This is a genomic window from Isoalcanivorax indicus, assembly GCF_003259185.1.
Lineage (GTDB): Bacteria > Pseudomonadota > Gammaproteobacteria > Pseudomonadales > Alcanivoracaceae > Isoalcanivorax > Isoalcanivorax indicus.
Window position 1 is genome coordinate 1503796 of the sequence record NZ_QGMP01000001.1, and the last position, 20538, is coordinate 1524333.

The following is a 20538-nucleotide window of genomic DNA, read 5'->3' on the forward strand; positions in this document are numbered from 1 at the left end:
GAATGATTATGAGCGATGTGAGCCACAGTAAGCACAATGCACGACGCGCAGTGGCGTTGTTTCTGCTGCTGTCGCATGCCCCTCTGGTCGTCGCCATGCAGGCGATGAGCGAGGAAGAGATGTCATCCGTCAGCGGCCAGGACGGACTGAGGATATCTGTGTCCGCCGAGCGAATCGGTGCTGATGCGGTGCGTTGGGAAACGGATGCCGGGCGCTATCTGGATGGCGATCGCGTCATGCACGACACGCCCGGTGCCGGGCGTCAGGATATGACATCAAGTCTGTTGCTTGAGTCAGTCAGTTTTACGCCCGTTAATATCGATGGCACGCTGCGCCCCGGGCAGGCCACGCTGAGCACCCAGTTTGATATCGGCGCTGATGTGGATGGTCCCCGCCTTGCCTTCGAGATGAGCGTTGATCGTGTGCGCTTCCAGGCTGAAAGGATTTCCCATGATTCGCAGCCTGATAAAAGCTATGGCAGCCTGGCGCTGGACTTTTCGGGCCAGTTGTCATTCAGCAACAGCGGTGGCTTCCTCAACGATGAGGGCCGCGTCACCCTGAGCGCCTCCCTCGACAACGCCAACATGTTCTATCGCCAGCTCTGGCATGAGCATCCTTACCTGATCTACTCCAATATGAACGCCCAATGGGATGTCATTAACGGAACCATCGGGATGGGGCCCCGCCGTAATGCGCCAGCAGGTGCGATCATGGCGGATGTGTCCGGGCTCAGGACGGCGGCCGATTTCATCAATGTCCGGCTTGATAATGACATCCTCTACAAGTTCCCTGTCGGCCTGGGCGAAAGCAGCTTTACCATTACCGGCCAGGAACGGGAACTGATGCATTTTGGCTGGGAGGGGACGCTCAGGGATGCCGAGTTGGTGTTCCGCACGGGCGGTATCGAATATGCCAATGGACGTTCGGAGGGACTCAATTTCAGTACCCGCTGGAATTATGCGGTATCTTCGGACACGGATTTGCCTGCGGGCGGCTCGCCGTTTCGCTGGCGCTTCGGCGAGGTGGGAGGCCCGGGAGGCTTCCCGATCCGGTTTGAGCTGAGCGACTGGCAGAATCTTCCCGGTATCGAATACGGGCATGACTTCCCGTATATCGGGATAGATGTCATCAATGCAGGGCAGGGCGCAGCGCCGCTGTGTTGGGGCGCGCCTCAGGGAGGCACCTGCGCTGCCGGTACCCTGGTGGGTCTGCCGGCCGGGCAGGTCAATGACTTCATTGCGCCCACCAGCAATATGGGCGGGGTGGCATTGAGCATGCGTGACGGCAATTTGCTGACCTACGCCCGGCAAGTACGCCTGTTCGATGGTTCCGATCCGTCTCAGCCGTTCAATGCGACGGACGGGTATAACCGTGAGTTTGACTGGGGGCTTATCTATACCCTGGCGAACATGGATGGAGATATCTATCTGTATCCGGGCGGTAATCCCAGTGATATCAGCGGCGGCAGCCTTGATTACGGGATGATCGCCGACATCGCCCTGATGTCCCAGACTTTCAACGGGGCTCAGCAGGGTTTTGACTGGAGCCGGGGTTCACACCTGATGATTGCCGACACCGCTGCAGAAATGGGTATCGGGCTGCTCGGCGTGAGTTTCCTGTTGCTTGCGGATGACACGCGTATATGGATCAAACCGCAATGGGACCCGAGCGATCATTATGAGGGTGGGCTGGATCTGATGTCGCGGAACGTGCGTCTCGCGATCAACGGGATCTTCGGTGGTACCGACCTGACCCAGCCGGAAGCCCGCCTGCTCCAGGGTGCGCTGATCGGGTTCAATTATGAAGGTTTGCTTAATATCCGTATGTCACCGGCGCCTCTCGGGCAGCATTATCTGGGCTACTCGATGGCGATGCGCTCTTACCGCGATGACTCGCCGGAGCGGGTCGCTGCCGGGTTGGCCAGCGGCGAGGGCACCTACCTTTCGTTCGCTGAACCAAGTCGTCCGACGGTCGAAATGAGGCTTGCCGACATCACCGGCGACATGGCCATCATCAATGGGCGTATTGATTTGCGTGGTGCAGCGGAAGATGGCGATGGGTTTCCCAAACTCGTTATTTCCCAGGATATTCTTATTGGCCAGACGGCCACCGCAAGAATGCTCGACGGCGTAGTGGGCAGCAGCCTGCCCGGTGGCAGCGCAGGACAGGTCCTGCAGGTGGGCGCGGTAGAGTTCGCCGGTAACAGCCTGGGTACTATTGTTGTGCCAAGCGGTCAGTGGCACACATCGATTACCCTGAGGCCTCAGGATTCACACCCTTCCTTTCCCTGACAGGCGCTGGTGAATGACACGCTATCGCACGTGGCTTTTGTTGCTGGCTCTCGTCAATGCAGGTTGTGGCGGGAGCGACAACGGCACAACAAGTGACCCGCCCGGTGCCGGAGCCGCGGCGCCACTTTATGCACTCATCCAGGCTCATGGGCTCAGCGGCAACCCTGCAGCAAATATCCTTGTGCCACCCGCAGACGATCCCCGGGTCACCCTCGGCAGGGCGCTGTTTTTCTCGCGCCAGCTGAGCGGCGACCGGGATGTTGCCTGTGTCAGTTGTCACCATCCGCTGTTAGGGGGCGGGGATGGCCTGTCGCTATCGATCGGTGTCGCAGCACACGAGCCCGAGGTGCTGGGGCCTGGCCGCACCATTGATCTTGCCCGTGATGGCGATCCCAAAGCGCTGACGCTCGGCGGACCGAACGTGCCACGCAACGCACAGACGATATTCAACTCCGCACTTTATCGCACCACGCTTTTCCACGATGGCAGGTTGTTCGTGCTGGGGACTGACCCGGATTCGGGTGAGCAGATGATCCGCACGCCGGAGAGTCTGCTGCGCCGATTGCCTGACCCGTCTGCTGCGGGTGATCTGCTCGCCGTCCAGGCGAGATTCCCGGTGACCAGCTTTGCTGAAATGCGTGGTTTCGGCGAATTCTACTCACTCTCGCCTGATCAGCTACGCGCGAGAATTGCGCAGCGGCTCCGGGACGCTGCTGAAAGCTGGGAAGGTCCGTTTCGTAGTGCATTCGGTGACGACGGTGATCTGGAAGGCTTGATCAACTACGACAATATCGCCAGTGCGCTGTCTGCATATCAGGCGAGCAAGACATTTGTAGACAGTCCCTGGGCCGAGTTTGTACGCGGAAACCCCTCAGCGCTTACGACACAGCAGGTCAGAGGAGCCGAGCTGTTTCTGACCAGTTTGCACGAGGGGGGGCTGGGTTGCGCAGGGTGCCATAGTGGCGATCGCTTTACGGATGAGAAGCTGCACATTGCGGCGATACCCCAGTTCGGTCGCGGCAAGCGTGCCGATGACACTGATCCGGGGCTTTTCCTGGTGACACAGAAGGACGAGGACCGCTACCGCTTCCGCACGCCCGGCCTGCTGAATATCGCGGCAACCGGTCCTTATGGCCATAGCGGTGCCTTTGATGATCTTGCAGCGTTTCTGCGCTATCACGCTGATCCGGTCGGAGAAATCGAACATTACGACTTTTCGCTTGCGCACCTTTCCCAGTTTTCCATGCTTGAGGAGCCGCCCTATCCGCGGGCGAGGGCCATGACCCTGAGTGCGCTTGAGCGTGTCTCGGATGCCTTGCCGCATCGCCCCTTGTCGGATGAGGAACTCGCAGCTCTGGTGGCCTTCCTCAATGCGCTGACTGACCCTTGCGTAATCACGGAAACATGCCTGGCGCCCTGGATAGCGGGTGCCGAAGACGACCATGACGGACATATGCTGTACGCCCAGATTCCCAATGTGCCTGCACACCCTGAAGGGAATGATGGGGGGAGTGGGCCAACGGATCCGACTGACCCGACCGATCCGACCGATCCGACCGATCCGACCGATCCGACTGACCCGACTGATCCGACGGACCCCTCGACAGCGCCCTTCAGGCACTTCTCGGCCAAGACCCTGTGTGGTCACAACCTGCGTGGCCGTATGATGTCCGGGTCGCAGCAGTCCGGTTTTGTGGAGCGCGCTTCGGAGGTTGGACTGGATCATCACCATGAGCTGCCCGCTGAAGCCTGGCGTCGTGAGTTCGGAGCGCTAGAGGCCGCCATGCAAAGTGGCGCGGTCTTGCTTGCACCCTTGAACGGAGATTGCTGGCTGGACGCGCTCTTTACCACGGGCGGCTACGGCGGTGAGGGTCTGGTGTTCTATCGCAACGATATGGGGCGTGGCTTCGCGTCAAGGCCTCACGAGTTCTGGCAGGGGGCTGATATCCCGCTTGCGCTTGGCGCTGCAGATCTGGATGCCAACTATCGCCCTGATGTGTTGATCGGCAATTACCTGGCCGGAGAGGTGCGAGTATATCGGCATGCCTCGACGGGCGGGTTCGTTCAGCGTCAGTCTGTTCCGATGTCCAAATCGACTTTCGGCTTCGCATTTTCGGATATTGATGGCAATGGATGGGTGGACGCCTTCATCGCGCATTGGGATCTTGCTGCCAGGCCGGGCGCGGCGCCGGCCATGATGAAGAATATGGGCGCGAACGCCTTTCTCGGACCAGTCGGAGTTCTTTATCCCTATGATGTTGACGCGGGGACCACGGGGGCCCAGTTAGCCCAGAACTTCAATTTCTCGCCTGCCTTTACTGATCTGACCGGCGATGGATCTCCTGATCTGCTGGTGGCGTCCGATTTTGAAACCAGCGAGGTGGCGACCAACGACGGCACTGGCCGGTTCAGTGTCATTACCGATCGAAGCGTTATCGTTGACGAAAACGGCATGGGCTCTGCGCTGGCTGACTTCGACAATAGCGGGCGGCTGTCGTGGTATGTGAGTTCCATACATGCACCGGATGATGATCGCGAGTGGCCCTGGGGCCGCACCGGCAACAAGCTTTATCATGGTGAGGACGCCGCTTTTCCGTTCTCTCTCCAGGCGGCGCATGGTGCCGAAGATGCGGGTTGGGCCTGGGGAGTGTGCGCTGCAGATTTCAACAATAACGGCTACGTGGATCTGTTTGTCGAGAACGGGTATGGGCTTGTGCCTGAGCAAGTCAGGGCCCAGTTGTCGGAAGAACTGCTGAATGACCTCGATCAACTGCTCGAAGGGTATCATCAGCAGCGCCCAAGGTTATTCATGAATCAGGGCGATGGCACCTTTATTGATCAGGCAGAAGACTGGGGCATGACATCGGCAACCAACGGCAGGGGCGTGGTCTGTGCCGATGTGGATCGAGATGGCGATATTGATATTCTTGTTGCGCAGAATATCGGGCCGCCGCTGTTCTTCGAGAATCAGCTTTCCGGGCAGGGAGCCGTCAATTTTCTGAGCGTATCGTTGATTGCCGATCGCCCCAATACCCAGGCCATAGGCGCGGTGGTCAGGGTCCGCACTGGCGATATCACGAGGATGCGTCAGGTGGAAGCGAACTCCGGCTATCTGGGGCAGACGCCGGCAATACTGCATTTCGGTCTGGGCGCGGCCGTGCAGGCGGATGAAGTACGGGTGACCTGGCATGATGGTCGCGAGGAGATTCTTCAGGCTGTGCCGGTGAACCGGTTCCTGACGCTGAGGCATCCGGATCTCGATCCTGTCAACACTCTGCCGTTACATCAGGGCCTTGCGGAAGTAGCCACGGAGGCACTGGGCTGGCTGGAAGATCATCACGAACAGTTGCCTGCGGACGTGCTGCTCGGCCTGTCATGGATGCAGCGACAATTCGATATTGTTACCACCTTCTCGCCGATGGTGATGCTGGACAGCCTTCTGCAAGAAGAGACAGATGACGCGATGCGTGCCTCCTTGCTGGCATACCGTCGTTTTTATGACCCGGACCATACATTGCCTGCGGAGGCTTTGACCGGTCTGGCGGGGCTGGACGATGTCACCATTGCGCCCTTGTACTGCCATGAGCACCCCCTTGACGTCGATTATCTGGGGCAACTGCTTCAGCTTTCAGAGAGCAGTGAGCCCTATGAGGTGAGCCATGCGCTGTTCGCGTATCTGTTGCTTACCGATAATGCGTGCCCCTCACGGCTGCCAGCGGCAGAAGTGGAGCAACTGGTCATCAGGAACCTGGCCCTGGTGCAACCGCCAGAGCAGGGGATTCGTGACATCGATATCGAGGCGATGGCCTTTCTCGCGGCAGCGGGACGTTCCGATCTGGTCAGTCATGAATGGCTGAATGGCTTCCTGTCAGCCCGGCGTGAGGACGGTGGCTTTGCTTTCGCGCCAGAAGACGAGCACAGCGATGCACATGCCACCGGGCTTGCCCTGTGGCTGGCACTCCAGTTGACGCACCACAACAGGATATACCACGGCCTGATCGCGCAGCCCTGGTGACCGGGCCGGGTGTTACAAATCTTCCCGCCTGCAGTGGCGGGCTGAGACAACGTCAAAGACGACAGTGAAAAGTTATTTGTAATCAGTGAGTTACAAATTTGTCTCCCGCATTGCAGCCGTTGGCCACTGCGCTACACTGAACTGGCACGACATAACCAGTTTGCGTCACAAGCAGTCTGGCTGAGGATCACCGGGCGCGGGGGTGCCCGGGGTGGCCAGGGGAGCATGCCGACAACAACAACTACAGGCCGAACAACACAGCCCTGGTCCACTCCGCCTTGTCTGGGACGACGCGTTTCCGCATCTCAGGGGGAGAGAAACCCATGCGTATCGGCATTGTGGTGGATTCAACATGTGATCTGCCGGCAGAGTTCTATTCACAGCATGACATTCGCGTCATGCCCATCTCCATCCGTCTTGGCGACGAGCTCCTGGTCGATGAGCGGGATGAAAAGGCCACCCGGCGCTTCTACGCCGAGCAGCTCGACACCAAAGGCATCGATTCGGAGTCCATTCCTTACACCAGTGAGCAGGTCCAGGCGGTGTTTCTGGATCGGCTGGTGCTGGATTTCGATCTGGTGTTCTGTATCACGGTGTCGAGCAAGCGCAGCCAGATCTTCGATAATGCTTCGCGGGCCTCGTTTGCCATCCTCAAGCAGTACCGGCAGGCGCGTCAGGCGGCAGACGTTGCCGGGCCCTTCTCCATGCGGGTAATCGACAGCAAGACCATCTTTGCCGGCACCGCCGTGCTGGTGGCCGAAGCCGCCGGGCTGATCGCGCAGGGAATACACCCCAATGAGGTGCGCCTCAAGCTGGACAACCTAATTCCGGAGGTCTGTGGCTTCATGGTGCCAGCGGATCTGGGCTATGTGCGGGCGCGGGGCTTCAAGAAGGGGGAGCGCAAGAGTTTCAGTGATACCTTGCGTGGTGCGGCCCTGGCGGTCGGCTCGGCACTGTCGCTGCATCCGATCATCAAGGTCTACCGCGGGCAGGAAGACCCGGCCACGGTCAATATGAGCTATGAAAAGTCGGTGCGCCGCATGCTGGAGCATGTGACGACACAGATCAGAGACGGCAAGGTCACCTCTGGCAGTGTCTGCATGAGCTACGCGGGCGACATCTCAGCCGTGCCGGACATGGCAGGCTTTCGTGAGCTTGAGGCTGCCGTCCGGGAGGCCGGGCTGGCTCTGCACCTGTCTACCATGAGCGCCACTGGCGCGGTCAACGTGGGCGCGGGGTGTCTGTTTGTGGCCTACGCGGGCGAACCGGGAGAGCTCTGAGCGTCTACTGCAGGCGCCGCTGAATCCCGGTTTTGGCCAGAATGCGGGTCGAAATCTCCTCGATGGAGAGTTCGGTCGCGTTCAGGCTGGGGATGTTGAACTTGTTGAACAGGGCCTCCAGGGCCCGCACTTCCATGTCGCACTGGCGCGGGGAGGCGTACTTGCTGCCGGCCTTGCGCTCGCTGCGGATCGCCGCCAGGCGGTCCGGGTCGATGGTCAGGCCGAACAGCTTGTCCTTGTGCGGCATCAGCGACTGCGGCAGGCGCAGGTCGTCAAAATCGTCTTCGGTCAGCGGGTAATTGGCGGCATAGAGGCCGAACTGCAGTGCCAGATACAGACAGGTCGGCGTCTTGCCGCTGCGTGAGACCCCCACCAGTACCACATCGGCCTTGTCATAGTGCCGGGTGCGGGCGCCGTCATCATTGTCCAGCGCGTAATGCACGGCATCGATCCGGATGCGGTAGGCCTCATGATCGCGGATCGCGTGGGTCTCGCCCACGGTATGGCTGGAACGGACCCCCAGCTCGCTCTCCAGCGGGCCGACAAAGGCCGCGAACATGTCCAGCACCAGGCCATGGCAGCGCCCGATAAGTGCCCGGTGCTCCTCGTCCACCAGGGTCGAGAAGACCACCGGCCGCTGGCCGTCCCGCTCGGCGGTCTCGTTGATCCGCGCCACGGCGCTCTGGGTGGTTTCCAGGGATTGCACGTAGGGCAGGGTGACTTGCTCGAACTCGACACCGCGGAACTGGCTGAGCATGGAGTGGCCCAGGGTCTCGGCGGTGATGCCGGTGCCGTCGGAGACAAAGAAGGCGGTTCGTTTCATGGGCAGGTCACACTCGCGGTCGAGGCTGGAAGGCAAGGCTGTCGGGCAAGGCTAGCGGGGCTTTGCCGGGCTGGCAAGGGCGCGCCGGGGAAGGGATTGACACCTGCCCCGAAAGTCGAATCATTTCGGGCGAGAAACGGGGCGGCTTTTTGAGTAGAATACCCCCCGCGACACATCCATCCATATTCCGGAACATGTAGGGAGCAGGACCTTGGCGGAGTACGTAGTCTGGTTTGAACGCCTGGGCAAGGGCGACGTGGAGACGGTCGGGGGCAAGAATGCTTCCCTGGGCGAAATGATCAGCAATCTGGCGGCGGCGGGAGTTTCCGTACCCGGCGGTTTTGCGACCACGGCGCAGGCCTATCGCGATTTCCTCGAACATAACGACCTGACCCGCAAGATCAACGACGCCCTGGCCAGCCTGGACGTCAATGACGTGGTGGCACTGGCCCGCACTGGCGAAGAGATCCGTCGCTGGGTGGTCGAAGCGCCGTTCCAGCCGGAACTGGAGCAGCAGATTCGTGACGCCTTCGCGCAGATCAGTGAGGGCAATGCCGAGCTGGCGGTGGCCGTGCGTTCCTCGGCTACGGCCGAAGACCTGCCGGATGCCTCCTTCGCGGGCCAGCAGGAAACCTTCCTCAATATTCGTGGTGTTGACAATGTTCTGGTGGCGGTGAAGGAGGTATTTGCCTCCCTGTTCAACGATCGCGCCATCAGCTACCGCGTGCACCAGGGCTTCGAACATGCCGGTGTCGCCCTCTCTGCGGGCATCCAGCGCATGGTGCGCTCCGAGACCGGGGCGGCGGGCGTCATGTTCTCGCTGGATACCGAATCCGGTTTCCGCGATGTGGTCTTCATCACGTCCTCCTATGGCCTCGGTGAAATGGTGGTACAGGGTGCGGTGAACCCCGATGAGTTCTACGTGCACAAGAAGACCCTGCTGAACAAGCGTCCGGCGATCCTGCGCCGCAATCTGGGGTCGAAACTGCAGAAGATGATCTACGGCAGTGAGGCCAGCGCGGGCAAGTCGGTGCAGACCGTTGACGTGAGCCGTGAGGACCGCATGCGCTTCTCGCTCTCCGATGCGCAGATTTCCGATCTGGCGCGTCAGGCCATCGAGATCGAAAAGCACTATGGCCACCCGATGGATATCGAATGGGCCCTGGATGGTGATGACGGCAAGCTGTATATCGTGCAGGCCCGCCCGGAAACGGTGAAGAGCCGCTCTGATGTCTCGGTGATGGAGCGCTACCTGCTCAAGGAAAAGGGCAGCAAGGTACTGGTCGAAGGCCGCTCCATCGGCCAGCGCATCGGCGCGGGCGTGGTGCGGGTCATCACCAATATCAAGGAAATGGAGCGGGTCCAGGATGGCGACGTGCTGGTGACCGACATGACCGACCCCGATTGGGAGCCGGTGATGAAGCGCGCCGCCGCCATCGTGACCAACCGCGGCGGGCGGACCTGCCACGCGGCGATCATCGCCCGTGAGCTGGGCGTGCCGGCCATTGTGGGCTGTGGTGATGCCACTGAAATCCTGAAAGACGGTCAGGAAGTCACCGCTTCCTGTGCCGAAGGGGATACCGGCAAGATCTATGAAGGTCGCCTGGCCTTCGACGTGCAGCGCAACTCGATCGAGTCGATGCCGAAGCTGTCGTTCAAGATCATGATGAACGTGGGCAACCCGGATCGGGCGTTCGATTTTGCCACGCTGCCCAACCAGGGCGTGGGTCTGGCGCGTCTGGAGTTCATCATCAACCGCATGATCGGTGTGCACCCGAAAGCGCTGCTGAACTACAACAGCCTGCCGCGCGACATCCAGCAAACGGTAGACAAGCGGATTGCCGGCTACGGCGACCCGGTGGAGTTTTACGTCGAGAAACTGGTGGAAGGCATCAGCACCCTGGCGGCAGCCTTCCATCCCGAGAAGGTGATCGTGCGCCTGTCCGACTTCAAGTCCAACGAGTACGCCAACCTGATCGGCGGCAAGCTGTATGAGCCAGAGGAAGAGAACCCGATGCTGGGCTTCCGCGGCGCCTCCCGCTATGTCAGCGAGAACTTCCGCGACTGTTTCGAGCTGGAGTGCCGGGCCCTGAAGAAGGTCCGTGAGGAGATGGGCTTCACCAACGTTGAGGTGATGGTGCCCTTCGTGCGGACCGTGGGCGAGGCCGAGCATGTGATCGAGCTGCTGGCGAAAAACGGCCTGAAGCGGGGGGAGGAAGGCCTGCGCGTCATCATGATGTGCGAGCTGCCCACCAATGCGTTGCTGGCCGATGAGTTCATCCAGCACTTCGACGGTTTCTCCATCGGCTCCAACGACCTGACTCAGCTGACCCTGGGCCTGGATCGGGATTCCGGTATTGTCAGCCACCTGTTTGACGAGCGCGATCCGGCAGTGAAGAAGCTGCTGAGCATGGCGATCGAGGCATGCAACAAGGCAGGCAAGTACGTCGGGATCTGCGGCCAGGGGCCGTCCGATCACCCGGATCTGGCCAAGTGGCTGATGGAACAGGGCATTTCCAGTGTGTCCCTGAACCCGGATTCGGTCCTGGACACCTGGTTCTATCTGGCTGAGAAGCACGGGAAGTAATCCCGTGCCAGAAACCGGAACCGGAGACGGCCGGACCCGAAAGGGTCCGGCTTTTTTATGACATTTCATCGCCTGTTGCGGCTGGATCAGGTGCACGATGGTCTGCGGGCCAGGTTTCGCATCGGTCGCCACGAGTTGCTGCTGATATCGGTCGGCACGGAGGTCTTCCTGCTGGATGCACGCTGCCCGCATGCCGGGAGTGATCTGGGCCGTGGCACCCTGTCCGGTTACCAACTGCGCTGCCCGGGACACGGGCAGGTGTTTGATGTGCGTGAGTGCGGGCGGGCAGGGCAGCCGGTCGGCTACCCGGTGGAGTACGATGGTCAGTGGCTGGGCGTCAGCCTGCCCTGAGCGTCAGCGGATGGCCAGGCTCGGGTCCGGGCTGGCGAAGTGCTGCTGGTATCGTGGCAGCAACTGCTGGACGCGCTTTACATAGCCCTGGGTTTCCGGGAAGGGCGGTACGCCGCCATAGCGGCGCACATTGCCTTCGCCTGCGTTGTAGGCCGCCAGCACCAGTTCGAGATCGTCGAAGCGCTCCATCAGGTAATTGAGGAAGCGTGCCCCCCCGGCGATGTTCTGGCGCGGGTCGAAGGCGTTGTTGACCTCCAGGAAGTTGGCGGTTCGCGGCATCAGTTGCATCAGCCCCTGGGCGCCGACGCGGGAGACGGCATGACGATCGAACAGGGATTCAGCGTGGATGACGGCCTTGATCAGGCCGGGATCAATCCCGTAAAGACGTGCCGCGTGGCGGATTTCCGGGTCATAGAGGTCGCGCAGGTCGTCGCTGAGGGGCCCGCGCCGCTCCACCCAGCCCCGGCGCACGTTCAGCAGCTCGTAGCCGGAGGGCATGCTCTCGCGGTCGGTGAACATCGGCACGCCGTCCGGAGCACGATAGGTATAGATCGCGTCGGCGCTGGCCTGCCATGGCGCCAGCGCGCTGGTGGCCAGCAACGCCAGCGGTATGATGAAGGGTCCCCGCATGTCCCGATCCCATGCTTTATTCTGATATGTGGACTGCCAAGTATGCCTGAAATCTGAGCAAGGAGAAAAGATGTACGATCTGATAGTCATCGGGGCAGGCTCCGGCGGGGTGCGGGCGGCGCGGATCGCCGCAGGACTCGGCGCCCGGGTCGCCATTGTCGAATCCCGCTTCTTCGGCGGTACCTGCGTGAATGTGGGGTGTGTGCCGAAGAAGCTGTTTGCTTACGCCTCCGAGTTTCCCGGCCTGTTCGCCCAGGCGCGTGACTTCGGTTTCGAGCCGGGGCAGGGCGCGGAGGCGCGGCCTGACTGGGCCCGGCTGCGTGACAACAAGACACGGGCCATCGAGCGTCTGAACGGCATTTATGAGCGCATGCTGGAGCAGGCCGGCGTCGAGGTGTTCGTTGGCCACGGGCGTATCGAGGCGGCCGGCAGCGTGTCGGTCACCGCGTCCGACGGCGCTCGCCAGTTGCTCTCCGGGCGGCACCTGCTGATTGCCACCGGCGGCAAGCCGCATGTACCGGATGTGCCCGGCCATGAACTGGCACTGATCTCCGACGACCTGTTTTTCCTGCCGGATCTGCCGCGCCGGGTCGCCGTGGTAGGCGGAGGCTATATTGCTACGGAGTTCGCCTCGATCCTGCAGGGTCTCGGGGTCGAGGTGCAGCAGTTGTATCGTGGTGATCTCTTTCTGCGCGGTTTCGATGACGATATTCGCCGCTTTGTCGCCGAGCAGATGCGCGAGCGTGGCGTGGCGCTGCGTTTCAATACCGACGTCACGGCCATACGCGAAACCCCGGACGGTGGCCGCCTGCTTACCCTGGCAGACGGCAGCCACTGCGAGGTGGATGCGGTGTTCTACGCCACCGGCCGGGTGCCGAATATCGACGATCTGTTCGCCCCGGGTGTCGATATCGCCCGCAGCAGCAACGGCGCGCTGAGCGTGGATGCCGGCTATGCCACCAGCCTGCCGGGCCTCTACGCCGTGGGCGACGTCACCGATCGGGTCCAGTTGACCCCGGTAGCCCTGGCGGAGGGCATGTGGCTGGCGCGCGCCCTGTTTGGCCAGGATGCCCAGCCGGACGTGGGCTACGAAAACATACCCACCGCGGTCTTCTGCCAGCCGAATATCGGCACCGTGGGGCTCACCGAAGCCGAGGCGCAGGCGCGCTATGGCAGCCTGCGCATCTATCTGGGCAATTTCCGCCCGCTTCGTTACAGCCTCGGTGACATCCAGCACCGCTCGCTGGTCAAGCTGGTGGTCGATGATGCAACGGATCGCGTGGTCGGCCTGCATATGGCCGGTGATGAAGCCGGTGAAATCGTTCAGGGGTTCGCAGTGGCCGTGAACATGGGGGCGACCAAGGCGGACTTTGATCGCACCCTGGGGATTCACCCCACCTCGGCGGAAGAATTCGTGACCCTGCGAGAGGTGGCGCGGCGCGTCCCGCCCGCCACCTGAGATCGGCTCATCTGACGGCTTGGCGTCGGCGCAGACGCACCGGCAGTTTATCCTTGGGCACCGGCAGACTGGTCATGTCCAGCGGCATCCGGTAGTCCGCGTCCACCGACCATTCAAACTGCTGCACCAACTGGTGCAGCACCGCTTTGACCTGCAATTCGGCAAAATGCAGCCCGATGCACTTGTGGGCGCCGCCGCCAAAGGGGACCCAGGCATAGGGGTGCACCTTGTCTTCGCGGCGATCGTCAGCAAAACGCTCCGGGTCAAAGGTTGCCGGGCGGTTCCAGTACTCGGGCATGAAATGGGTAAAGAAGGGGCTGATGGAGACCAGGGTGCCTGCGGGGATGTAGTGCCCCTGGAATTCGGCGTCACGCACCGTGCGGCGCGGGATGGAGGGCACCGGCGAGCAAAGGCGCAATGCCTCTTTCATGGCCAGGGACGCGCTTTCCATTTTCTGCAGGTCATCGTAATCCAGTTGCGTCTTGCCCAGCGCCAGGCTTTCCTCGCGGATGCGTTGCTGCCACTCCGGATGCCTGGCCAGCCAGTAGATCATGTTGCACAGGGTGATCGTGGTCGTGTCGTGGGCGGCCATCATCAGAAAGATCATGTGGTTGACCACGTCATCATCGCTGAAGGATTCGCCGTCTTCAGTTTCCGCGCGACACAGCACGCTGAACAGGTCCGAGGCGTCACTGTTGCGCTTGTTGGGCAGTTCGCGGCGAAAGAAATCCTCCAGCAAGCGACGACCGCGCAGTCCTTTTGACCAACGGCCACCGGGCACATTGAAGCGCAATATCGCGGTACCGGCGCGCACGGTATCCACGAAGGCTTCGTTGATGGCATTGGCCCGGTCATCAAGTTGCTGGCCCATGAACACGTCAGTCGCCAGGTCCAGCGTCAGCTGTTTGATGGCCGGAAAGAAAAGAAACCGGTCATCCTCGCGCCAGTCGTGCAGCGCATGGCTGATGCCGGGCCCCATGCGCACGATATAGTCGCGCAACACCTCGGTCTTGAACGCCTGCTGCATGATCTTGCGATGCCAGCGGTGCTCGTCGAAATCCAGCAGCATGATGCCGCGATGAAAGAACTTGCCAATGAAGTAGTCCCAGCCTTGATGGTTGGAGAACAGATCGCCCTTGTTGCGCAGCACGAATTCGTTGGCATCAGGGCCGACCATCGACACCATGCGCAACCCGAAAGCGCTGGCCCAGGAGATCGGGCCATAACGGTCATAGCGTTCACGCCCGACCTTGAGCGGATTACGCATCAACTGCAGCGTATAGCCGATCATCGGCAGACCGGCGTCGCCGGGTATGGGCTTCAGGCCGCTGCCGGCCGGGGCGGGGGCAAAGGGGACGGCGCTGCTCATGGCGAACCTCCTCATGGCGAACTTTTGGGTATATACCGTGTATTCTTTCTTGACATCATAGGCTGTCATGGTGGGGCAGCAAGTGTTTTCCCGGCCAGGTAAACAGCTTTCTGAGTCCTGTTGGGGGCTGACTGGTGATCTCTTGAGCAGGGGCGGGCCGGGGCCCGGTCGGGCGCCGTCACAGCGGGTTGCCCAGCGTTTATCCACAGGCTCACCCACAGATTCTGTGAATAAACCGGCGACGGCTGTATCATGCAGCCGGTCCGAACAAGGAGATCAATGGAATGCGGCGAGTGGTGTTCAACCAGAAAGGTGGTGTGGGTAAATCCAGTATTACGGTGAATCTGGCTGCGATCAGCGCCAGCCAGGGGCAGCGCACCCTGGTGCTGGATCTGGACCCGCAATGCAACGCCAGCCAGTACCTGCTCGGTATGGCGGCGTATCAGGACAACGACGGGCCGACCCCCAATGTCGGCACTTTCTTTGCCCAGACCCTGTCTTTCCGTCTGAAGGAAAAGGATCCGCAGGAATATGTCCACCCGACCGGGTTCGACAACCTGTTCGTACTGCCGTCCAACCCGGAGCTGGGCGAGATCGAGCATATGCTCGAGAGCAAGCACAAGATCTACAAGTTGCGGGCGCTGGTGAAAGCACTGGAACGTGAGTTCGATGTGATCTATATCGATACGCCGCCCGCTTACAACTTCTACACGCTGTCAGCGCTCATTGCCGGGGACAAGGTGCTGATCCCGTTTGATTGCGACGCCTTTTCCCGCAAGGCGCTCTACACCTTGCTGGATAACATCCGTGAAGCCCGTGATGACCACAACGAGGCGCTGGAAGTGGAGGGGATCGTGGTCAACCAGTTCCAGCCCCGGGCGCGCTTGCCACAGCAGCTGGTGGACAGCCTGAGTGAAGAGGGGCTGCCGATCATCGACAGCTACCTGTCTGCCAGTGTCATCATGCGTGAATCCCACGATCTCGCAAAACCCCTGATCCACCTGTCTCCGAAGCACAAGCTGACGCAGGAATTCGTGGCCTTGCACGCGGCGCTGGCGGGCGGCCGCTGACGGGCGCCCCGGGCCGCTATGTCCGGTTCCGGGTCCGGTTCTGGTTCCGCGCCCTGATCTGCTATTATTCATTGACCTCCTGTTGGTGCCGGGTAGCGACGGCACCAATCGCTACGGCGCCCCGATTGGCCCGGATGGTGTTTTGGGTCCCCTGTTGGTGGCCCCACCCCGGGTACCCGATCGGGAGTGGCTGTTGGCCAATGTCCTCGCCCTTGGGGTGTTGCTGTGGCTGCCGTCGCTGACGGTTTCCGGGAACAGGCGAGGGCACGGCACCGGCCCGGCGTGACACTGCCGGATGCACGGTTTAACCTGCCTGGAAGCTTGTGGGCAGAACAATAATGATTCGGGAGATAACGGTAATGGCTGGATTGTCAGTGTATTTGCGGGTCTGGTGTGCGGGGTTGCTCTTGCTGCCCATGTTGATGTTGCCCACGACGGCGGCCGCAGCGATAGACCAGTCGCAGCTTGAGAGACTGCAGCTGGATATCTGGCGCATCCGCGGTGATTTCCACATGTATACGGTTATGGGCGGCGACCGCCAGTATGCGCGCCAGCTCAACCAGAGCATCAGCAACGGGCAGCGTGCCTTCCAGTCCCTGACCAGCACCGCGGACAGCGACGCCGAAATCGCGCTGGTGGACACTCTGAATGACAGCTGGCGTGATTTTGTCAGCGCTGCAGGCAGCAACACCATTGCCGAACTCGGCTATACCGAAACCTACGCGGCGCAGGACGTCAATCGCCTGGCTGCAGTGATGAGCAACCAGCTGAATAATTTTGCCACGTCCGCCGAGGGCGATTACCACGATCTGTGGGCGCTGGCAGCCTACATGCAGCGCATGGCATCGGAATATCTGGCGTTGGCTGCGGACCCGTCCGGTGGTATGGCGGTGGATACCGGCGAGGGCCGGATCGAGTTCCGTGATACCGTGCCGGCGTTCGACCGCATGCTCGCGGACATGCGCCGCAAATACCGCGATGATGACGCGGTGAACCGGGCGCTGGATCAGGTCGCCAGCAAATGGGCCTTTATCCGCGAATCACTGGTGAAGTTCTACGAGAACGCTGTACCGTTCCTGGTGCATCGCTATACCCAGCAGATCATCGAATCCATTGACCAGGTAGCGGACTGACTCTTGAACCGACTGGATATTTGCCGCCGCTTTGTTGCCTCGGTGCGCCATTCTGTAGAACTGGGCATCGAGGTGCTGGAAGCAGGCGAAAATAATGTGCGTACCCGCATGGCCTCACGCCCTGAGCTGGTCGGTAATCCCGACTCTGGCGTATTGCATGGTGGCGCCGTCTTTGCCTTGATGGATCAGGCGGGCGGCCTCGCCAACGCCTGCACGATCTTTCCGGAATTCGAAATCACGCCGACCATTGATATGCGGGTAGATCACCTGCGCGCGCCCGCCACGGGCAAGGGCGTGATCTGTGACGCCGAGTGTTACCGACTGAGCCAGCATGTGGCCTTCGTCCGCATGACCGTGTTCGAAGAGGGTGACGAACAGGGCGAGCCGGTCGCCACCGGGCTGGCCACCTATATGCGCATGAAGTTACCCGGCGCCCGCCGGGTTGTGGAGTAGAGAATGGACGGTCTGCGCGATCTCGTGGCAGCCTGCCGCGAGGGCAAGGCGCCTTACCAGTCGCTGGTCGACCGGGTGCCCTATGCCAATTTTCTCGGCATCGAGATTACCGCACGCGGCGAGGAACTGACCTTCGTGTTGCCGCGCCGTGATACCAATCTGGGCAATCCGACGCTGCCGGCGCTGCACGGCGGCGCGGTGGCCGGTTTCATGGAACAGGCGGCGATCATTTTCCTGTTGCTCGAAATGGGCGAGCCTCGGGTGCCGAAAACCATCGATTTCACCATGGATTACCTGCGTGCGGGCCTGTTCCGGGACACCTTCGCCGAATGCCGGGTGACGCGTCTGGGGCGGCGTGTCGCCAATGTGCACATCAGCGCCTGGCAGGTTCGACGGGCCGAACCGATCGCCATCGCGCGCGCGCATTTCCTGCTGTCCGAGGAGACCGCAGAAGCCTGATCTCCGGCGTGCTTACCAAATCCGCACGCTTTCCCGCCTGATTGTTACGTGCAAATCTGTACGATGGTCCCATACGATAACAATCTGCTATGGGATAGCATGCATGCACCGTGTCTTCCTGCCTTTCCTGCTGCTGTGGGGTCTGACCGCCTGTGGCGGCGACACCTCCGTTTCGTCACCCCCGACATTGCCTGGGCAGCCGCCCGGGCAGCCAGGTACCCCCGCGCCTGACAGCCGTTTTGCCGATGCGCGCCTGGCCGAGTGTGTGCTCGACAGCGACAAACGTGACGTGGGCGACGGTCTGGATGCGCCGGGATTGCGCCAGGATGTCCCGGTGCCGGCGGTAGGGCGGGCCACCGGGGCGTGTGCCGACAATCAGCGTTTCCGGGTCGGTACCGGCATCTTCGACGTGACCGGCCCTGTGGCCCTGAAAAGCGGCGCAGGCTGGGAAGACACGACACAGGTGATGCGCGGTCTGCACCAGCGCCAGTATGCCCGTGCCTATGCCATCGAATCCCCCTGCAACGGCAAGCGGATCATGTTCGTGTCTGCTGATATCGGGCTGATGTGGGGCAGTTTGCGCACCGGGGTGCTCGACGCCATCGCCGCAGACCCGGCGTTGCGGAACCATTATGCTGGCGACAATCTGATGTTGTCCGCCACCCACACCCACAGTGGTCCGGCAGGCTACTCGCATACCGAAGCCGGCAATGCGCTGCACCTGGGCTACGACGACCTGGTGTATCAGACACTGGTAAACGGCATGGTGGAGGCGATACGCCGGGCGCACGCGAACATCGAGGCTCATCCGGCGCCGATCCCCATTGATCTCGCCAGCGGAGAGTTGCTGAACACGAACATCAACCGCTCCCGGCCAGCGTTTGCCATGAACCCGCTGAGCGAGCGGGCGCAGTTTCTGGATACCCGTGGCGAAGAGGTCGACGTCAACAAGCTCATGGTGCAGCTCAACCTGCGCCGCGAGAACGGCAGCCCGCTCGGGGTGATCAACTGGTTCGGGGTGCACCCGACCGTGATCGGGCCGGAGGCCGATATGGTCAGCGGTGACTGCAAGGGTTTCGCGTCGCTGGGCTTCGAGCGCATCATGCGCACCCGTTACGATCGTGCGCCCGGGGACGATACCTTCGTGGCGGCCTTCGCACAGGCCGACGAGGGCGATGCGTCGCCGAATATCTTTATCGACAAGTTTCCGCACCCGGACCCGCGCCGGGGCGGCGGGCTGAGTGTGTATGAGTCCAATGCCATCTCGGGGACCAAGCAACTGGCTCGCGCCATGGAGCTGTGGCAGGAAGGCGCGCCGATCAGCGGGCCGGTGGATTATCGCCTGATCCATGTGCGCATGAACCGGGTCACCGTCAACGACCCCGTTGTGCTCGCCCGGCTGGATCATCCGCCGGAGCTGGACAGCCCGGTGAAACGCACCTGTAACGCTGCCCTGGGGGTGTCCTTCCCGGCCGGGGCGGAGGACGGGCCCGGGCCGATCAGCCGGGAAGGCGTCACCTGCGCAGCGGACAGCGCCCTGCTGCGCGCCATTGCCCAGGATTTCGCCGGCATGACCGACCTGGCGCTGCCGGTGGATACCGTCTCCAGCCTGCTGTTGTGCAATACCCACTCGCTGCCGTTGCTGGGCCTGGATTGCCATGCCGAAAAGCCGGTGCTGCTGCCCACCAATCTGGGCGATTCTGTGCTGGGGGTTCCTGATCTGGTGCTCAACCTGCTTGGGCTGACGTTGAACTTCGAGTCGTCGATACAGCCATTGCAGGTATTCCGCATCGGCAACCTGGCGATTGTCGGGCTGCCCTGGGAGGTCACCACCATGTCGGCGCGACGTTTGCGCGCGCTGGTGCTGGATGAGCTGGCCCCCGTGGGCGTGGACACCGTCATCATTGCAGGGCTGGTGAATGACTATGTGCATTACCTGACGACCCGCGAGGAATACGCCAGCCAGCAGTATGAAGGCGCCTCAACGGTTTACGGTCCCTGGAGTCTGGCAGCGGTCATGCAGGAGACCCGGCGGCTGGTGATCAGCCTGCGTCAGGGTGACAGTCTGCCGTCCGGCCCGGCCTATCCGCGCAGTACGCCAGTATTGCGGCGCCCACCCTATGTGCCCTCGGACAGTGCCGGGGGCGGTCGTTACGGCGACCTGCTCAGTGATGTTCCGGCCACCGCGACAGGTGGCGACCGGATCAGTGCCTCGTTCCGCGCCGGTCATCCGCGCAATGACCTGATGCTCCAGGACAGCTATGTGTTTGTTGAGCGGCTGGAGCAGGGCGAATGGGTCACGGTGGCCACCGATCGCGACCCGGGGCTCTGGTTCCTGTGGTCGCCGCCGGTGTTGCCGCCGTTGCCCCTGGACCCGCTGGTGGTGGGGCCCTCCACGGCGGAGGTCATCTGGCATGTGCCCCACGATGCGCCGGATGGCTTCTATCGCCTGCGTCATCAGGGCAGGGCCGCGCCGGGAGGCGCCTACGAGGGCATTTCCGGCCCGGTGGCGATTACCGGCGCCAACGCCCGCTGCCCGGGGCTGCCCATCGGTCTGTGAAGCTGATTGTGATTTCGCGCCAGATCATGCCCCGATTGTCATTTCGCGACATTGCCGC

At 61.7% G+C, this 20538-nt stretch carries 14 protein-coding genes; 11 read left to right on the forward strand and 3 right to left on the reverse strand.

The window, feature by feature from the left end:
• Positions 1 to 17: 17 nt before the first annotated feature.
• The 3 genes from DKW65_RS06880 to DKW65_RS06890 all read left to right on the forward strand — a co-directional run bounded on the left by DKW65_RS06880 (position 18) and on the right by DKW65_RS06890 (position 7586).
• Positions 18 to 2291, forward strand: coding sequence for a DUF6160 family protein (locus DKW65_RS06880; protein ID WP_162925750.1), 2274 nt, complete (start codon positions 18 to 20; stop codon positions 2289 to 2291).
• Between the two features lie 181 nt (positions 2292 to 2472).
• A complete protein-coding gene (locus DKW65_RS06885) occupies positions 2473 to 6306 on the forward strand; it encodes an FG-GAP-like repeat-containing protein (protein ID WP_162925751.1) in 3834 nt (1277 codons plus the stop codon).
• Between the two features lie 323 nt (positions 6307 to 6629).
• Entirely contained in the window at positions 6630 to 7586 is a 957-nt protein-coding gene (locus DKW65_RS06890; RefSeq protein ID WP_111656555.1) for a DegV family protein, read from the forward strand.
• A gap of 4 nt (positions 7587 to 7590) precedes the next feature.
• On the opposite strand, the gene ppsR is transcribed toward DKW65_RS06890, so the two are convergent.
• Positions 7591 to 8409: a posphoenolpyruvate synthetase regulatory kinase/phosphorylase PpsR gene (gene ppsR / locus DKW65_RS06895; protein WP_111656556.1), complete on the reverse strand. Its 819-nt coding sequence runs from the start codon at positions 8407 to 8409 to the stop codon at positions 7591 to 7593.
• Between the two features lie 211 nt (positions 8410 to 8620).
• Between ppsR and ppsA the strand changes: the two genes are divergently transcribed.
• Both ppsA and DKW65_RS06905 read left to right on the forward strand, forming a co-directional pair.
• Positions 8621 to 10996 (forward strand): phosphoenolpyruvate synthase, encoded by a 2376-nt coding sequence (gene ppsA / locus DKW65_RS06900; protein ID WP_111656557.1) that lies wholly within the window; start codon positions 8621 to 8623, stop codon positions 10994 to 10996.
• A 57-nt stretch (positions 10997 to 11053) separates the two neighbouring features.
• Positions 11054 to 11347: a Rieske (2Fe-2S) protein gene (locus tag DKW65_RS06905; RefSeq protein WP_111656558.1), complete on the forward strand. Its 294-nt coding sequence runs from the start codon at positions 11054 to 11056 to the stop codon at positions 11345 to 11347.
• Positions 11348 to 11350: 3 nt separating this feature from the next.
• On the opposite strand, the gene DKW65_RS06910 is transcribed toward DKW65_RS06905, so the two are convergent.
• Complete coding sequence (locus DKW65_RS06910) at positions 11351 to 11977, reverse strand: lytic transglycosylase domain-containing protein (RefSeq protein ID WP_111656559.1); 627 nt, start codon at positions 11975 to 11977, stop codon at positions 11351 to 11353.
• 70 nt (positions 11978 to 12047) lie between these two features.
• On the opposite strand from DKW65_RS06910, the gene gorA reads away from it, so the two are divergent.
• Positions 12048 to 13436 carry a glutathione-disulfide reductase gene (gene gorA, locus DKW65_RS06915; protein ID WP_111656560.1) on the forward strand — a complete coding sequence of 463 codons (1389 nt, stop codon included), beginning with the start codon at positions 12048 to 12050 and terminating at the stop codon, positions 13434 to 13436.
• Between the two features lie 7 nt (positions 13437 to 13443).
• On the opposite strand, the gene DKW65_RS06920 is transcribed toward gorA, so the two are convergent.
• A complete protein-coding gene (locus tag DKW65_RS06920) occupies positions 13444 to 14805 on the reverse strand; it encodes a cytochrome P450 (RefSeq protein WP_111656561.1) in 1362 nt (453 codons plus the stop codon).
• A 284-nt stretch (positions 14806 to 15089) separates the two neighbouring features.
• Here DKW65_RS06920 and DKW65_RS06925 point away from each other — a divergent pair, with 284 nt between their 5' ends.
• The 5 genes from DKW65_RS06925 (at position 15090) to DKW65_RS06945 (ending at position 20480) form a co-directional block, all read left to right on the forward strand.
• Positions 15090 to 15875 carry a ParA family protein gene (locus DKW65_RS06925; protein ID WP_111656562.1) on the forward strand — a complete coding sequence of 262 codons (786 nt, stop codon included), beginning with the start codon at positions 15090 to 15092 and terminating at the stop codon, positions 15873 to 15875.
• 359 nt (positions 15876 to 16234) lie between these two features.
• Positions 16235 to 17008: a hypothetical protein gene (locus tag DKW65_RS06930; protein ID WP_162925752.1), complete on the forward strand. Its 774-nt coding sequence runs from the start codon at positions 16235 to 16237 to the stop codon at positions 17006 to 17008.
• Between the two features lie 3 nt (positions 17009 to 17011).
• Positions 17012 to 17461 carry a PaaI family thioesterase gene (locus tag DKW65_RS06935; RefSeq protein WP_245932417.1) on the forward strand — a complete coding sequence of 150 codons (450 nt, stop codon included), beginning with the start codon at positions 17012 to 17014 and terminating at the stop codon, positions 17459 to 17461.
• A 3-nt stretch (positions 17462 to 17464) separates the two neighbouring features.
• Positions 17465 to 17920 carry a PaaI family thioesterase gene (locus DKW65_RS06940; RefSeq protein ID WP_111656564.1) on the forward strand — a complete coding sequence of 152 codons (456 nt, stop codon included), beginning with the start codon at positions 17465 to 17467 and terminating at the stop codon, positions 17918 to 17920.
• A gap of 103 nt (positions 17921 to 18023) precedes the next feature.
• A complete protein-coding gene (locus DKW65_RS06945) occupies positions 18024 to 20480 on the forward strand; it encodes a neutral/alkaline non-lysosomal ceramidase N-terminal domain-containing protein (RefSeq protein WP_162925753.1) in 2457 nt (818 codons plus the stop codon).
• The last annotated feature ends 58 nt before the right edge of the window (positions 20481 to 20538 follow it).

What these genes read in the sequence shown, in the direction of transcription:
- gorA (WP_111656560.1), top strand. Translation starts at nt 12,048, where the DNA reads ATGTACGATCTGATAGTCATCGGGGCAGGCTCCGGCGGGGTGCGGGCG.
- DKW65_RS06920 (WP_111656561.1), bottom strand. Translation starts at nt 14,805, where the DNA reads ATGAGCAGCGCCGTCCCCTTTGCCCCCGCCCCGGCCGGCAGCGGCCTG.
- DKW65_RS06945 (WP_162925753.1), top strand. Translation starts at nt 18,024, where the DNA reads ATGCACCGTGTCTTCCTGCCTTTCCTGCTGCTGTGGGGTCTGACCGCC.
- DKW65_RS06905 (WP_111656558.1), top strand. Translation starts at nt 11,054, where the DNA reads ATGACATTTCATCGCCTGTTGCGGCTGGATCAGGTGCACGATGGTCTG.
- DKW65_RS06930 (WP_162925752.1), top strand. Translation starts at nt 16,235, where the DNA reads ATGGCTGGATTGTCAGTGTATTTGCGGGTCTGGTGTGCGGGGTTGCTC.
- DKW65_RS06910 (WP_111656559.1), bottom strand. Translation starts at nt 11,977, where the DNA reads ATGCGGGGACCCTTCATCATACCGCTGGCGTTGCTGGCCACCAGCGCG.
- DKW65_RS06925 (WP_111656562.1), top strand. Translation starts at nt 15,090, where the DNA reads ATGCGGCGAGTGGTGTTCAACCAGAAAGGTGGTGTGGGTAAATCCAGT.
- DKW65_RS06890 (WP_111656555.1), top strand. Translation starts at nt 6,630, where the DNA reads ATGCGTATCGGCATTGTGGTGGATTCAACATGTGATCTGCCGGCAGAG.
- DKW65_RS06940 (WP_111656564.1), top strand. Translation starts at nt 17,465, where the DNA reads ATGGACGGTCTGCGCGATCTCGTGGCAGCCTGCCGCGAGGGCAAGGCG.
- ppsR (WP_111656556.1), bottom strand. Translation starts at nt 8,409, where the DNA reads ATGAAACGAACCGCCTTCTTTGTCTCCGACGGCACCGGCATCACCGCC.